At 38.8% G+C, this 14,845-nt stretch carries 16 protein-coding genes; 9 read left to right on the top strand and 7 right to left on the bottom strand.

The genetic code is table 11. From position 1 onward, the window contains the following. Positions 1–57: 57 nt before the first annotated feature. The 5 genes from lysS to R2Q66_RS08805 form a co-directional block, all read right to left on the bottom strand. Complete coding sequence (gene lysS / locus R2Q66_RS08825) at positions 58–1,779, bottom strand: lysine--tRNA ligase (protein WP_316747963.1); 1,722 nt, start codon at positions 1,777–1,779, stop codon at positions 58–60. A gap of 171 nt (positions 1,780–1,950) precedes the next feature. Next, positions 1,951–3,858 carry a long-chain fatty acid--CoA ligase gene (locus R2Q66_RS08820; protein WP_316747961.1) on the bottom strand — a complete coding sequence of 636 codons (1,908 nt, stop codon included), beginning with the start codon at positions 3,856–3,858 and terminating at the stop codon, positions 1,951–1,953. A gap of 116 nt (positions 3,859–3,974) precedes the next feature. Continuing rightward, positions 3,975–4,301, bottom strand: coding sequence for a HesB/IscA family protein (locus R2Q66_RS08815; protein ID WP_062549731.1), 327 nt, complete (start codon positions 4,299–4,301; stop codon positions 3,975–3,977). Positions 4,302–4,353: 52 nt separating this feature from the next. Next, positions 4,354–4,767 (bottom strand): Fe-S cluster assembly scaffold IscU, encoded by a 414-nt coding sequence (gene iscU / locus R2Q66_RS08810; RefSeq protein ID WP_062549730.1) that lies wholly within the window; start codon positions 4,765–4,767, stop codon positions 4,354–4,356. Positions 4,768–4,833: 66 nt separating this feature from the next. Continuing rightward, positions 4,834–6,045 (bottom strand): IscS subfamily cysteine desulfurase, encoded by a 1,212-nt coding sequence (locus tag R2Q66_RS08805; RefSeq protein ID WP_316747959.1) that lies wholly within the window; start codon positions 6,043–6,045, stop codon positions 4,834–4,836. A gap of 124 nt (positions 6,046–6,169) precedes the next feature. Between R2Q66_RS08805 and mce the strand changes: the two genes are divergently transcribed. The 8 genes from mce to R2Q66_RS08765 all read left to right on the top strand — a co-directional run bounded on the left by mce (position 6,170) and on the right by R2Q66_RS08765 (position 11,895). After that, positions 6,170–6,574, top strand: coding sequence for a methylmalonyl-CoA epimerase (mce, locus tag R2Q66_RS08800; protein ID WP_316747957.1), 405 nt, complete (start codon positions 6,170–6,172; stop codon positions 6,572–6,574). After that, entirely contained in the window at positions 6,574–6,861 is a 288-nt protein-coding gene (locus R2Q66_RS08795; RefSeq protein ID WP_316747955.1) for a hypothetical protein, read from the top strand. Before mce ends, R2Q66_RS08795 begins: the two co-directional genes overlap by 1 nt. Before the next feature lie 95 nt (positions 6,862–6,956). Further along, on the top strand, positions 6,957–7,205 hold the full coding sequence (locus R2Q66_RS08790; protein ID WP_265842116.1) for a type B 50S ribosomal protein L31: 249 nt from the start codon (positions 6,957–6,959) through the stop codon (positions 7,203–7,205). Between the two features lie 71 nt (positions 7,206–7,276). Then, a complete protein-coding gene (locus R2Q66_RS08785; RefSeq protein WP_316747952.1) occupies positions 7,277–8,446 on the top strand; it encodes a putative sugar nucleotidyl transferase in 1,170 nt (389 codons plus the stop codon). Positions 8,447–8,516: 70 nt separating this feature from the next. Next, positions 8,517–9,278: a triose-phosphate isomerase gene (tpiA, locus tag R2Q66_RS08780; protein WP_316748181.1), complete on the top strand. Its 762-nt coding sequence runs from the start codon at positions 8,517–8,519 to the stop codon at positions 9,276–9,278. Beyond that, the gene (gene prmA / locus R2Q66_RS08775) at positions 9,278–10,117 is read left to right on the top strand and encodes a 50S ribosomal protein L11 methyltransferase (protein WP_316747951.1); all 840 of its coding nucleotides are present in this window, start codon (positions 9,278–9,280) and stop codon (positions 10,115–10,117) included. Before tpiA ends, prmA begins: the two co-directional genes overlap by 1 nt. A 52-nt stretch (positions 10,118–10,169) precedes the next feature. After that, a complete protein-coding gene (locus R2Q66_RS08770) occupies positions 10,170–11,525 on the top strand; it encodes a UDP-N-acetylmuramate--L-alanine ligase (RefSeq protein ID WP_316747949.1) in 1,356 nt (451 codons plus the stop codon). A 40-nt stretch (positions 11,526–11,565) separates the two neighbouring features. Further along, the gene (locus R2Q66_RS08765; protein WP_316747947.1) at positions 11,566–11,895 is read left to right on the top strand and encodes a helix-turn-helix transcriptional regulator; all 330 of its coding nucleotides are present in this window, start codon (positions 11,566–11,568) and stop codon (positions 11,893–11,895) included. A gap of 10 nt (positions 11,896–11,905) precedes the next feature. Here the strand turns inward: R2Q66_RS08765 and R2Q66_RS08760 are convergent, their stop codons facing one another. Both R2Q66_RS08760 and R2Q66_RS08755 read right to left on the bottom strand, forming a co-directional pair. After that, positions 11,906–13,024, bottom strand: coding sequence for a GNAT family N-acetyltransferase (locus R2Q66_RS08760; protein WP_316747945.1), 1,119 nt, complete (start codon positions 13,022–13,024; stop codon positions 11,906–11,908). A gap of 72 nt (positions 13,025–13,096) precedes the next feature. Continuing rightward, complete coding sequence (locus R2Q66_RS08755) at positions 13,097–13,282, bottom strand: hypothetical protein (RefSeq protein ID WP_316747943.1); 186 nt, start codon at positions 13,280–13,282, stop codon at positions 13,097–13,099. A gap of 616 nt (positions 13,283–13,898) precedes the next feature. On the opposite strand from R2Q66_RS08755, the gene R2Q66_RS08750 reads away from it, so the two are divergent. Further along, positions 13,899–14,561, top strand: a complete 663-nt coding sequence (locus R2Q66_RS08750; RefSeq protein ID WP_316747941.1) for an acetyltransferase — start codon at positions 13,899–13,901, stop codon at positions 14,559–14,561. Positions 14,562–14,845: the final 284 nt, after the last annotated feature.

Genomic DNA, 14,845 nt, shown 5'->3' with positions numbered 1-14,845 from the left:
TAAAAAAGGCCTGTTACATTTAATGTAGCAGGCCTTTAAGTTTATGTTATCAGTTTGTTAAGCAAACCAGGCTTCTACGTCCTCTTTTGAAGGCATCGTTAATTCCAGCTTCAGTTTCTTGCGCATTCCTCCTAAGTCGTTAAAAACCTTATTCGGGTTGGCTGCTTTTAATTCTTCAATGGTATTGATGTTCATCTTTCTGATTACCGGAACCCATTCTGCCGGGATACCTGCATTAATGAAATCTTCATCAGTAGTTACTTTTGCTTTTTTCTCCGGTCTCATCTGAGGGAAGAATAAAACTTCCTGAATAGTAGACTGGTTGGTCATTAACATCACTAACCTGTCAATACCGATACCTAAACCAGAGGTTGGAGGCATACCATATTCCAATGCACGAAGGAAATCTTCATCCATGGCCATCGCTTCATCATCACCTCTTTCAGATAGTTTCAATTGCTCAATTAAACGCTCTTTCTGATCGATAGGATCATTCAGCTCCGAGTAAGCGTTACCAATTTCTTTACCGTTTACAAACAGTTCAAATCTTTCTACCAAGCCTTCTTTACTTCTGTGCTTTTTAGCCAGAGGAGTCATTTCTAACGGATAATCCGTGATGTAAGTAGGTTGGATCAGGTTGGCTTCAACTTTCTCGCTAAACAACTCATCAATCAGTTTTCCTCTACCCATAGAGCTATCTACTTCAATATTCAGGCTTTTGCAAACTTCTCTGATCTCATCTTCCGTCATCGCTGATACATCGATATCAGTATATTTCTGGATAGATTCGTACATGGTAAGTTTTTCATAAGGACCTGCGAAATTGATTTTATGTTTACCAACTTCAATTTCTGATTTTCCATGAATCGTTACCGTGATTTTTTCCAGACATTCTTCTAGCATGCCCATCATCCAGATGTAGTCTTTGTAAGCTACATAGATTTCCATCGCGGTATATTCCGGATTGTGTGTACGGTCCATACCTTCATTTCTGAACATTTTACCGAACTCATAAACACCGTCAAAACCAGCTACGATTAGCCTTTTCAGGTAAAGTTCGTTGGCGATACGTAGGTATAATGGCATATCCAATGTATTGTGGTGTGTTGCAAACGGACGTGCCGCTGCACCACCATGGATAGGCTGAAGAATCGGAGTTTCTACTTCCATCCAACCTTGTTCATCAAAGTAATTTCTCATCGTATTGATGACTTTTGAACGGTTGATGAAAATCTGTTTGTATCCAGGGTTTACCGTAAGATCCACATAACGCTGTCTATAGCGCAATTCCGGATCAGTAAAACCATCGTAAATATTTCCTTCCTCATCGCGTTTTACCACTGGTAAAGGCTTTAGGGATTTTGATAACAATTTGAATTCCGTAACGTGAACAGAAATTTCTCCGGTCTGGGTAGTGAATACATAGCCTTTTACGCCTATAAAGTCTCCCAGATCCAATAACTTCTTAAATACGGTGTTGTATAAGGCTTTGTCCTCGTCAGGGCATAGCTCGTCTCTTTTTAAGTAAACTTGTATTCTTCCTGTCGAATCCTGCAATTCTACGAAGGCAGCACTCCCCATAATTCTGCGGGTCATGATACGGCCTGCAATGCTGATGTTCTTATATGCAGTCTTATCTCTTTCGTAGTTAGCTAAAATATCTGCTGCATGGGCATTGATTTCAAATGCTTCAGCAGGGTAGGGATCGATCCCTAATTCACGAAGTTGGTTTAGCGAATTTCTACGCAACAACTCTTGTTCTGATAGTCCTGTACTCATATTTGTGATCTGTCCGGCGTTATGCCGGAAAAGGTTTATTTTATTGCTGATTATAATCACAGATTCCTGTGATCTCACAAAAATAGTGTTTTGTGATGTTTTTATATGTTTCTGTGCTATAAATATTATATATATGCTATTTATAGCAAAGAATAAATGAGAAATAGGGGCTTAATCAACCTCTACTTCTTCTGCATACATCTCGTCGATGTTGGCGGCATACTTGTTTTCGATAACTTTTCTTTTCGCCTTCATGGTTGGCGTAAGCTCTCCGTCTTCAATCGTAAAAGGGTTTCTTTTGATCTTGAAATTTTTGATGCGCTCAAACTTGGCCAGTTCATTAGAAAGTTTTTTGATGTCTTTAGCCATCCAGTCTACAATCTCTTTATCTTCAATAAATAGTTGTGGCTGTTGGAAAAACGCTTCCGATAACTTAAATTCTTCCTGTAAAGTTTCTTTGTTTGGGATAATGATGGCAGTTAAATATTCTCTTTTATCACCAATCAGGAACAACTGATCAATTTTTGGGCTTTTCAGGTAAATATTTTCTACCGGAGTAGGGTATACGTTTTTACCATAAGCATTGACAATCATATTTTTTAAACGATCTGTGATTTGGAGGTTTCCTTTATAGAAGCGGCCAATATCACCGGTATGGAACCAGTTGTTTTTATCTATTGCTTCTGCTGTTTCAGCAGGTTTATTAAAATAGCCTTGCATTACGCAATGCCCGCGGACAATAATTTCGCCTTCTTCACATTCAAAATCCTCCTGAAAGGTTTCATGGGTTTGAATATTGATGATTTCTTTGGTTTCTACGTTTTGAATTCCGATTTCAATACCCGGGATCACACGACCAACCGTACCATATACTTGTCGGTCATATTCTGTCACCGCCATTACCGGAGAAGTTTCTGTCAGGCCAAAACCTTCCAGTACTTTGATACCTAGATTCCCGAAAAATTCACCCACATTTTTAGGCAATGCTGCACCACCGGATAACATGAATTTTAAACGACCACCAGTTTTTTCTTTAATTTTACTGAATACCAGCTTCTCTGCAAGCGCTTTTTTGGCGGATAAGATCAAACCTGGTTGTTTACCCGCTTCTTTAACGTTGCGGTATTCCTGACCGATATCTAAGGCCCAAAGGAAAATTTTTGATTTTAATCCACCACCCGCTGTACCGCTTTTGATAGCTTTATCATGGATTCTTTCCAGTAAACGCGGCACACAGCTCATCACTGTTGGTTTGATCTCTGCCATGTTTTTTGCCAGCAGTTCGAGACTTTGCGCATAAGCAATTTTACAACCCTGGGCACAGCAAACATGATAAGTTGCGGTACGTTCAAATACGTGAGATAAAGGCAGGAAAGATAAAAATGTTTCTGTTTCGTCGATGATCGGGATTTGTTGCAAACAGACTTTAACGTTTTGTACAAAGTTGTTGTGCGATAAGACGACACCTTTCGGCGTACCCGTAGTACCAGACGTATAAATCAGGGAGGAAATATCTGAAGGACGCAAAGCTTCGCGAATGCGTGTAATTTCTGCGCGTCTTTTTTCGCTTACCATAGTTTCCAGTAAAGTAGAAAAAGGAATGACTTCCGCTTTCATGCCTTCCGGTAAAGCTATCTTTTGATAATCTGCGAAAACGGGAATGATGTATTCCAGATTTCTGCAGTTCTCCGCAATTTTGGTTATTTTTTTAAATAGAAAAGGATTACCGATCAGAATTGCTCTGATTCCCGAATCATTGATGATATAAGTGACTTCCTGTTCGGAGAGCGTAGGGTAGATAGAAACGTTAATGGCGCCAATCTGTTGGATTCCCTGGTCATAGTAAACATAATCAGGAGAGTTCTCGATCATTAATCCCATACGGTCACCTTTTACAATTCCCTTATCGAGGAAAAATGAAGCTACCGAATCTGCACGTTGCAGTGTGGTTTCAAAAGAGATTTCTTCCCAGTCGGCATTCTTCTTATGAATGAGAAAAGTCTCTGTTGGTTTATGGATGTTTTCTACTACGTTTCTCAAGAGACTGGGAACGGTAGAAAACTCATTAAATGATACCATGTTATAATATTTTGTTTGATTGGAGGAACAATGATAAACTTTTCTTTGGAAAGAAAAAATCAGTTACATGAAAAAAGGGCACTGATGTGCCCTTTTAAATCAATAAGGTGTATTAGTTAAACAGAGAAACTCTCGCCACAACCACAAGAACGACTTGCGTTAGGGTTATGGAAATTGAATCCTTTTCCGTTTAAACCATCTGAAAAGTCAAGCTCAGTACCGGCAAGATAAAGAAAGGATTTCATATCTAATGCAATCCTGATACCTCTATCTTCGAAAAACTGGTCTCCGGTTTTCTCTTCGTTATCAAAATCTAAATTGTATGATAAACCAGAGCAACCTCCGCCTTTAACAGAGACGCGCAAAAAATAAGTATCATCCATCTGCGCATCTTGCATCAGGTGATCAATTTTGCTTTTTGCTTTATCGGTTATCGTAATCATCGTTTTAAAAATTAAAGTTTAGCCTTGTAAAACAGCTAAACTAAGATTGAAATTAGTGATGAGATTTAGGCATTGCAATTGGCTCCATACCGTTTTTAACGCGGTAATCGTTGATTGCAGATTTGATCGCATCTTCAGCCAATACTGAACAGTGAATTTTAACCGGCGGTAAAGCCAATTCTTCCACGATGTCCATATTGTCGATGGTCAAAGCCTCATCTACAGTTTTTCCTTTTAACCATTCAGTAGCTAAAGAAGAAGAAGCAATTGCTGATCCACAACCGAAAGTTTTGAATTTCGCATCTGTGATCACATTGTTATCATCTACTTCAATTTGTAGACGCATTACGTCACCGCACTCAGGTGCGCCAACTAATCCTGTACCTACATTCTTGCTATCTTTATTTAAAGTACCAACATTTCTAGGGTTGGTATAATGTTCCATTACTTTTTCTGAGTATGCCATTTTGTTTTCCTCCAAATCTCCGTTTCCGGGGATTGTATTTAAATATTGTTTGTTAAGGACGGGAGCTTAGTGCTCTGCCCATTCAATTTTGCTTAAGTCAATTCCTTCTTTAAACATTTCCCATAGTGGTGAAAGTTCTCTTAAGTGATTAACTGCTGCTTTAGTGTGCTCAATAGCGAAATCAATCTCTTCTTCAGTCGTGAAACGACCCAATCCGAAACGGATAGAAGAGTGTGCTAAATCATCAGAAAGACCTAAGCTTTTCAATACATAAGAAGGTTCTAATGAAGCGGAAGTACAAGCAGATCCTGAAGATACAGCAAGGTCTTTCATCGACATCATTAAGCCTTCACCCTCTACATATTTAAAGGAGATATTGGCAACATGTGGCAAACGGTGTTCTGTGTTACCATTGATGTAACTTTCTTCCATTTGAGATAAAGCGCCTTCTAATTTATCTCTTAGTGCAGATAAACGTTTTGCTTCTTCATCCATTTCCAAACGGCAAAGTTCACATGCTTTACCCAAACCAACGATACCAGGTACATTTAATGTTCCTGAACGCATACCGCGCTCATGACCACCACCATCGATCTGTGCGGTTACTTTAACCCTTGGGTTTTTACGGCGTACATATAATGCACCAACACCTTTAGGGCCGTACATTTTATGCGCTGAAAATGCCATTAAGTCAATACCATCAGCATTTACATCTACAGGAATCTTTCCTACAGCTTGTGTTGCATCCGTCATGAACAATGCACCATGTTTATGTGCAATAGCAGAAATTTCTTTGATTGGCTGAATTACACCGATCTCATTGTTACCATACATGATCGTAACTAAGATAGTTTGTTCAGTCATAGCAGCTTCAAGCTCCTGAAGATCGATTAAACCATCTTCTTTCACTTGCAGGTAAGTTACTTTAGCACCTAATTTCTCCAAATGTTTACAAGCATCTAATACTGCTTTGTGCTCAGTAGTTGCGGTAATGATATGATTACCCTTGTCCTGATACATTTCATAAACTCCTTTGATACCTAAATTGTCTGCTTCTGTAGCACCTGAGGTAAAGATAATTTCTTTATCAATACAGCCAATTAGTTTCGCCACTTGTTCACGAGCGTAGTCAACACCTTCTTCTGCCACCCATCCAAAAGCATGGTTACGGCTGGCAGCATTACCAAATTTGTTGGTGAAATATGGTAGCATCGCTTCTAATACCCTTGGGTCAAGGGGAGTAGTTGCATTGTTATCTAAGTAAATAGGAAGTTCCATCGTATGTAATTATTCTTAATAATAGACAAATGTACGAAAAAAGAATGCCAACAATTATAAATAATAGCTATGACGGTATAGGTAAAACCCGCATTTTTACATTTTTCTAACCGTTTAACCAGATATGAGGAAAATTGAACACATCGGTATCGCTGTAAAAGACCTGGATTTATCCTGTGGTCTTTATGAGAAATTATTGAACACCGCCTGCTATAAAAAGGAAGAGGTAGTTTCTGAAGGGGTACATACCGCGTTTTTTCAAACCGGAGTTAATAAAATTGAATTGTTGTCTGCCAGCAGAGAAGACAGCCCGATTGCAAAGTTCCTGGAGAAAAAAGGAGAAGGTATTCACCACATCGCTTTTGAGGTAGAAGATATTCTGGCGGAGATGGAGCGTTTAAAAAGCGAAGGTTTTGTCTTGCTGAATGAGCAACCTAAGTTAGGTGCCGACCATAAACTGGTTTGTTTTGTTCATCCAAAAGGGACGAATGGTGTATTGGTAGAATTGTGTCAGGAGATCAAAGTCTAATGGAAGATTTGAAAGCATTAAATACTATAGTGAGTAAAGATTTTGAAGTTGAAGAAATCTGGTCAGAAGCAGAGATTAAAGAACGATTGGTGCAGGCTTTTGCGTATTTGCTCGACAATGACATCTCCAAAATGATGAACATTTTGTACCGTGCCGACGTAGATGAAGAGAAATTGAAAAGCCTTTTGATCAATAATTCGGAACTCCCTTCAGCTGAAGTCATTGCTGAAGCCTATTTGGAGCGGCAAAAAGAGAAAATTGAGACTAGAAAAAAGTATAGTAGATAATTTTTCAAGACTTCCTTGCTAATGAAAAATAATTTTAGGATATTTGCAACCTTAAAAATAAGCGAGAAATAAGGAAATAATAATATAAAAGCATCATGAAAAAAGATCTGCATCCATCAAACTATAGATTTGTAGTATTTAAAGATATGTCAAATGAGTACTCTTTCTTAACCAAATCTTGTGTAGATACTAAAGAGTCTGTTACATGGGAAGATGGTAACGAATATCCTCTATACAAATTAGAGATTTCTCATACTTCACACCCTTTCTATACTGGTAAAATGAAATTAGTAGATACAGCTGGTCGTATCGACAAATTTAAAACTCGTTACGCTAAGAAGTAATTCTACCAAAAAAGTAATTATTTTAAAGTCCCGGTGCTATTGCTTCGGGACTTTTTTTATTTTTGTTGCTTATGACAATCAATTTATTTGATGATAATGCCTGGGCATCCTTACGTCCGCTATCTTTCACAAGACCGGTTGCCGACCTCCGTGTTGGTATTCTTACCATAGCTCAAAAATGGGAGCGGCATTTAAATGCTACAGCCGGTTTCCATACCATCCCTTATCTTTCTGTTAAATTCCCTGCACAGCCAACTGCGAACTTATCCATCAATGGATCGGTATGTCCGGACGAAGGCCTGCTGGAAGCGATAGACCGTTTACGTGATGGGGAAGCTTTGAAACAACAGGACTTATTGATTGCTTACCGTGCCTCAGGCGCAGGTGTGATTCCTGAGTATGCAGCTGAATTAAAGCCGGTGGCTTATGAAGCAGCGCTGATCAGAATCCTCCACCCGGAAGATATTTTTAAAAACAACGATGGAGAGCTGAGAAAAGACTTTAGTTTATTGACAAAAGGTCGTTCTTCCACAATATTGAGCAGTACCAACGTTATACTTGGAGAGCAGGTCTTTGTTGAAGAAGGCGGCGGGGCCGAATGTGCCACGCTGAACAGCTTAACCGGACCGGTTTATATTGGTAAAAACAGCCAGATCTGGGAAGGTGCACACATCCGTGGATCCTTTGCACTTTGTCATGATTCGCAAGTCAAGATGGGGGCTAAAATCTACGGACAGACTACAATAGGCCCTTTTAGCAGGGTTGGTGGTGAAATCAATAATGCGGTGATCTGGGGCTATTCCTCTAAAGGTCATGAAGGTTATCTTGGTAATTCCGTGATGGGACAATGGTGTAATATCGGGGCAGACAGTAATAACTCTAACCTTAAAAATAACTATGCGGATGTGAAAATCTGGGACTATACGATGGAAGGTCTTCGGGAAACCGGGATGCTGTTTTGTGGGATGATCATGGCTGATCATGCAAAATGCGGAATCAATACCATGTTCAATACCGGATCTGTAGTTGGGGTAGGGGCCAATGTTTTTGGCGCTGGATTCCCTAAAACATTCCTCCCCGATTTTTCATGGGGTGGTGCTCAGGGCTTTGAAACTTATCGCCTCTACAAAATGTTTGAAACCGCAGAACAGGTTTTTAAGCGTAGAAACCTACCTTTTGATGAGGTAGAAAGAAATATATTAACCGCTGTGTTTGAATTGACTAAGTCATACAGAAGTTAATAATCATTAAAAAAACAGTAGAATTGAAGCCTTTATCTTAGCTTCATGGCGCTAAAACAATAAAAATATGATCAGAAAAAAAATCGTTGCCGGAAATTGGAAAATGAATTTAGACTATGCCGAAGGGATATCTTTATTCTCAGAAATCGTAAATATGGTAAGAGATGAGAAGAAAGGTGACCAAATCGCCATCATCTGCTCTCCATTCATTCATTTAAACAGTTTGGCACAATTAGGTGGTGAAACCGTTAAAGTTGGTGCTCAAAACTGTCACCAAAATGAAAGCGGCGCTTATACAGGAGAGATTTCTGCAAAGATGATCAAATCTGTAGGTTGCGAATATGTGATCATCGGACACTCTGAAAGACGTCAGTATTTCGCAGAATCAGATGAGTTATTGGCTCAAAAAACAGTAATTGCGCTACAAAACAACCTTACTCCACTTTTCTGTATCGGTGAAACTTTAGATGAAAGAAATAACGGAAGTTATTTTGACGTGTTAAAATCACAGTTGGTAAATGGTGTTTTTGGTTTAGATGCTGCTGATTTCTCTAAAATCGTAATCGCTTACGAACCCGTTTGGGCAATTGGAACAGGCTTAACTGCTTCTTCTGAACAAGCACAGGAAGTTCATGCTTTCATCCGCGCAGAAATTACTACTAAATATGGTGTTGATATCGCAGAAGGTACAAGTATCCTTTACGGTGGTAGCTGTAACCCAAAAAATGCGGCAGAATTATTCGCTCAACCGGATATTGACGGTGGACTAATTGGTGGTGCTTCTTTGAAATCAAGAGACTTTACTGACATCGTTAAAACTTTCAATTCATAATGCAATACATCAAGGTAACATTCAGCTTTACAGCGATAGAGGAATATCAGCAGGATTTGCTGATCAGTGATTTGGCGGAGATTGGCTTTAATACATTTGAAGATACCGAAAATGGCTTTGACGCATTTATTGACCTGGACAGCTACGCGTTAGAAAATCTAACCGAAGTGCTGGAAAGGTATAAAGAGGAACTGGAAATTACATACGCCGTTACAGAGATTGCTGCGGAAAACTGGAATGAGGAGTGGGAGAAGAATTTCGAACCTCTTATTATCGACGAGCAGTGCTATGTAAGGGCGACATTCCATCAGTCGCAACCACAATATCAATATGAGATTGTGATTGATCCTAAGATGGCTTTTGGTACCGGCCACCATCAAACTACCACCATGATGATGCAATACATCCTTTCTACAGACGTTCAGGGAAAAACTATCCTTGATATGGGCTGCGGAACAGGTATTCTTGCCATCTTAGCGGCTAAAAAAGGCGCGGCATCACTGGTTGCGATAGACAATGATGATGTGTGTTACCTGAGTACCTTAGAAAACTCGGAACTGAATGGCATTACCAACTTAACTGCCGCCTGCGGTGGTAAAGAAACCATTCCTCAACAAACTTTTGACATCATTCTGGCAAATATCAATAGAAACATCCTGCTGGATCAAATTCCTACCTACGCCAAAGTTCTGGCCCCGGGAGGAACGATCTTCTTCAGCGGATTCTATGAAACTCCTGATCTGGATATGATTAAAACAGCCTGTGAAGCTTTGCAGATCAGGTATGTAGATCATAAGAAAATAGGAGAATGGGTTGCTGCCCAGTTTAAAAAAGACTAAAGACCAATACCGCTTCGGCGGTATTTTTCGTACCTTATTTTATCATTGACATATGCGCATACATTTTATAGCTATTGGCGGTAGTGCCATGCACAACCTGGCCATTGCCTTACATAAAAAAGGCTATCAGGTAACTGGTTCTGATGATCTTATTTTTGAACCCTCTGCAAGCCGCCTGGCCCGACATGACATTTTGCCGGAGCAAATGGGTTGGGATGCGAGTCGGATTACACCGGATCTGGACGCCGTAATTTTAGGGATGCATGCGCTGCTGGACAACCCTGAGCTATTAAAAGCACAGGAACTGGGCCTTAAAATCTATTCTTACCCGGAATATATCTATGAGCAAACCAAAGATAAACTTCGGGTAGTGATTGGTGGCAGTCACGGAAAAACCACCATTACCTCCATGATCCTTCATGTATTGAATTATTACAACCGTGATTTTGATTACCTGGTAGGTGCTCAATTGGCCGGATTTGATACTATGGTGAAAATTACGGAAGAAGCCCCGGTGATCATTATTGAGGGTGATGAATATCTGGCATCCCCGATAGATAGGCGACCAAAATTTCATTTATATAAAGCGAATATTGCGGTAATTAGCGGAATTGCCTGGGACCATATCAATGTTTTCCCGACTTTCGAAGATTATACCCGTCAGTTTGAACTTTTTATAGACACCATTCAACCGGAAGGAAAATTGATTTATTGTACAGCTGATGACGACTTAAATCAATTGGTGGACAGATCTACGGCTAATGTACAGAAAACAGGATACGGCATTCCTCCGCATGAGGTAAAAGAAGGTGTAACTTATCTTTTACCTGATCGTACGGTTTTAAATGTCTTTGGAAATCATAACCTAATGAACCTCAATGCTGCCCGCCTGGTTTGTGAAGCTTTAGGTTTAACAAATAAACAGTTTAATACCGCGATTTCTTCCTTTACAGGAGCCGCAAAAAGACTGGAAGTGTTGCTCAAAAAAGACCATACCAACGTGTATAAGGACTTTGCACACTCCCCATCTAAACTGAAGGCAACAATAGAGGCTGTGAAAACTCAGTTTACGGAAAGGAAATTGGTTGCGTGTATAGAGTTACATACATTTAGCAGTTTGAACAAAGAATTTTTAGCACAATATGCAGATACAATGAAACAAGCCGACCTTTCAATTGTATACATTGATGAAGCTACTTTTACACATAAAAAGATTAAGCCGTTTAGCAAATTAGATGTGCAAAATGCGTTTAAATGTAATGAATTACAGTTTTTTAATAATTCGGACGAATTAAATGATTACTTATTGAGTATCAATTTTAATCGCACAAATTTATTATTAATGAGCTCCGGGAATTTTGGTGGTTTGGATTTGGTGAAATTGGCACGTGAGTTGACTACCAATTAACATAAAGTACAAACTAGAATAATACACCTAAATTTATCACATGAATATCATTGGAAAAAACATTAGACAATTACGCCAGAAGAATGGCTGGAGCCAAGGGGAAGTGGCTAAACGTCTAAATATTTCAATTCCTGCCTTTTCAAAAATTGAAACAGGTATTACAGATATTAATATCTCCAGATTAGAGCAAATTGCTAACCTATTTCAGGTATCGACTATGGACATCATCTCTAAAGAAGGCGAAAATCCTCAATCCCTTAATTTTGAAGAAATTAATACGCTCAAAGAAAAACTTTCTTTGAGAGAAGAAGAGATCATCAAGCTTCAGAAGAAGGTAATTGATCTTTATGAAGAGATTCGCGAAAGATAAGCCCAGGCCCTTAAAATATTTTACGTAGCGTCAGGTGTCGTTTGCCAAAAGTGGCACCTGTTGCTTCATGTAAAGAGAGCATCTTATCATTAAAGTCGCCTACCCAGCTCAATTCCAGCTCATCGTATTGATTTAGAGGCAATACATATTCTTTAAGTTTAATAAAGAGTGCCGATTCCAATCCATGTTTCTGAAACACCTGCTTTGTACCCATTACAATCGCACGCATTCTATTTACGCCAACCCAGCGTTTGTAGAGGAACATTAACTTTTCTATTAAACCCAGTTTTCCGTTAAAGCTTTTGATCAATTGATTAGCATCAGGGATAATAACCACAAAAGATGCGGGTTCTCCATTAATATAGGCAAACCAGATCAGCTTTTCATCCATAATGGTTTCCATCTTTTTGAAACTTTCCAGTAAAGTCTCTTTTTTAATGGGCACAAACTTTTCAAAATCCTGCCAGCCATCATTGTATATTTCCATCAGGTCCTGGACGTATTTTTCTGAATTCTTCTTAGAGAAATGCTCAAAAGTATAACCTGGCTTACTGGCTACCCAGTTGGCAATTTTAGTAAAACGCTCAGGGAAGGGTTTTCTAACATTCAGGTGATTAGTGATTTGCTCATAACTCGTCTCAAATCCATAGTTTTTGAAAAAATCATGATAATATGTATGGTTATAATTCATGCCGTAAGAAGGCGGCGTAAAGCCCTCTACGAGTAAGCCCCAGAAAGAATCGTTTTCCCCAAAATTGATCGGTCCATCCATAGCTTCCATACCCTGTTCCTGCAACCAGATTTTAGCAGTATCAAATAAGATATAAGCGGCTGCCTGATCCTCAATACATTCGAAAAACCCCATACCGCCGGTAGGCTGGTCGTATTGATAAGCTTTTTTATCATTGATAAAGGCAGCGACCCTTCCAATCGTCACACCTGCAGCATCTTTGAGGATCCAGCGGGTACATTTTCCATGGTTAAAGAAGGTATTCTTTTTAGCATCAAATATTTGTTCGATATCATGATCAAGCGGACAAATCCAGTTCGGGTCGTCTTTATAAAGAAAGCGGGCCACATTTAAAAATTCTTTTTTTGTCTTTGAATCGGATACGGGTATAATCTGCATGTAAGCTGGGCTGAATTAAAATAAAAAGCATCCCTATTGGGGGATGCTTAAAAAAATAGTATGTTTTGTTTTTTAATAATCGTCGTCATCGTCATCACTGAAATTTTCGAAGCCATCCAGGTCGTCTAAAGGCAGGTCAAAGTCGTCTTCATCATCTTCATGAGACTTCTTGTTGCCGGTTTCTTCACTTGATTCATCGATGTCTGTTTCAGGGTCAACTAATGGACTTTTGCTGGTAGGTTTTTTTGGTGTTTTCATTACAAAAAAATAAATTCAGTAAGGTTTGTATTGATACGTTAAAATTACAAAAAATCTTTACAAATATAAAGAGCAGTGTTTATTTGATTTTTTGGTGCATCAAAATTAGTGTAAAAAACTTTTACCCGAAGAGTATTTTTGAAAAAAAAAGGCGCTATAAACGCGTTACTTTTCAGTATAATTTATATTGAAATCAGGATATAAATGCCGGGTAATTTCTCATTATTTGATAAATGACGGTAAGTATAATACTTTAGCGAACTGTTTAAATAAAAAACAATGAATAATGGTGTTTACAGGTGTTAGGAGCTGGCCGGGAGATTCACTGAAAACAACCGTATCAGCCTTTATAAAATTGTAAAACCTTGCTTAAAAAATGAGAACCAGGTTTACAATCTTTGGCTCATGATTAGAATCTTAGGTAGCGCTCAAATTAATTAAGTATAAGCAGATACGACATTGGCACTGCTTTTTTAGCGTATTTTAAGGGTTGAGTTGGTTTGTAATGATCTGTAAATCTGTGAAGTAGGTGTTTCTCAATAGTGTGCGCTATGCACATTTTGTGTGTGGATTAGCCTATCTTTATTTCACAAATCCTAACGAAAAACATAATCCTATGAAAGTAGTTATTTATGGAACTGGAAAAATGGCAGAGCTTATTTGCTATTCTTTTAATAACGATAGTCCTTATGAGGTGGTCGCTTTTTGCGTTGATGATGCTTATATATCCGACATGCAAACGACGCTAATGGACTTACCCATAGTTAATTTTGATCAGCTCTTGCTGCAATATCCTCCTGAGGATTATTGCATGCATATCGCGATAGGGAGAAATAGTGCCCGTGCGTCTGTTTTTCATAAAATAAGGGAAGCCGGATATACTTTTGCAAACTACATCTCCTCAAAGGCCAGTGTCTGGCCGGATTTAAATGTAGGTCATAACGTATTCATAGATCAAGGCTGTGGGATCCATCCCTTTGTATCGATCGGTAATAACTGCATCTTAATTGGGGCACGTATTGGTCACCATTGCACGATTAAAGATCATGTGTTGTTGTCTGGAAATATACTTGCCGGAAATGTGACTGTTGGAAGCAATTCTTTTTTGGGGATCAACTCCTCTGTAAAAGAAGATGTGTGTATCGGGGAGAACAATATTGTTGGCGCAGGAGTTTTTATTACTAAAGATACCGAAGACAATAAGCTGATCTCAAATCCATCTACTCCGCAGCGCATTGCGGATTCTAAAAAGTTTACTCTATTTCAGAAGACAGCTTAATCAAAGGTTGGATAATAAATATTTCTATGGATAATTAACGGTGGGCTTATTCCCGGCGAAGGGATTGCGCCTAAAAAACAAGGCAAAAAAAAATGGTAAAGTTTGAGGCTTTACCATTTTTTAACACACAAATGAAACCTGAATTGAGATATAGTTTTAGGTTAGGTAAAATATCTTTGATCAATTCTATAAGAACGCTTTTTACAAACTATGTTTGTTTTTAATATCTATAACAAGTTTAGGGCTAATTTAATTATCAATAATTTATACTTAGTAAGTGGTAC

This window comes from Pedobacter gandavensis (genome assembly GCF_032677645.1).
Lineage (GTDB): Bacteria > Bacteroidota > Bacteroidia > Sphingobacteriales > Sphingobacteriaceae > Pedobacter > Pedobacter gandavensis_A.
Note: the sequence above shows the minus strand (reverse complement) of the source record. Positions and strands in the feature narration are given on the sequence as shown.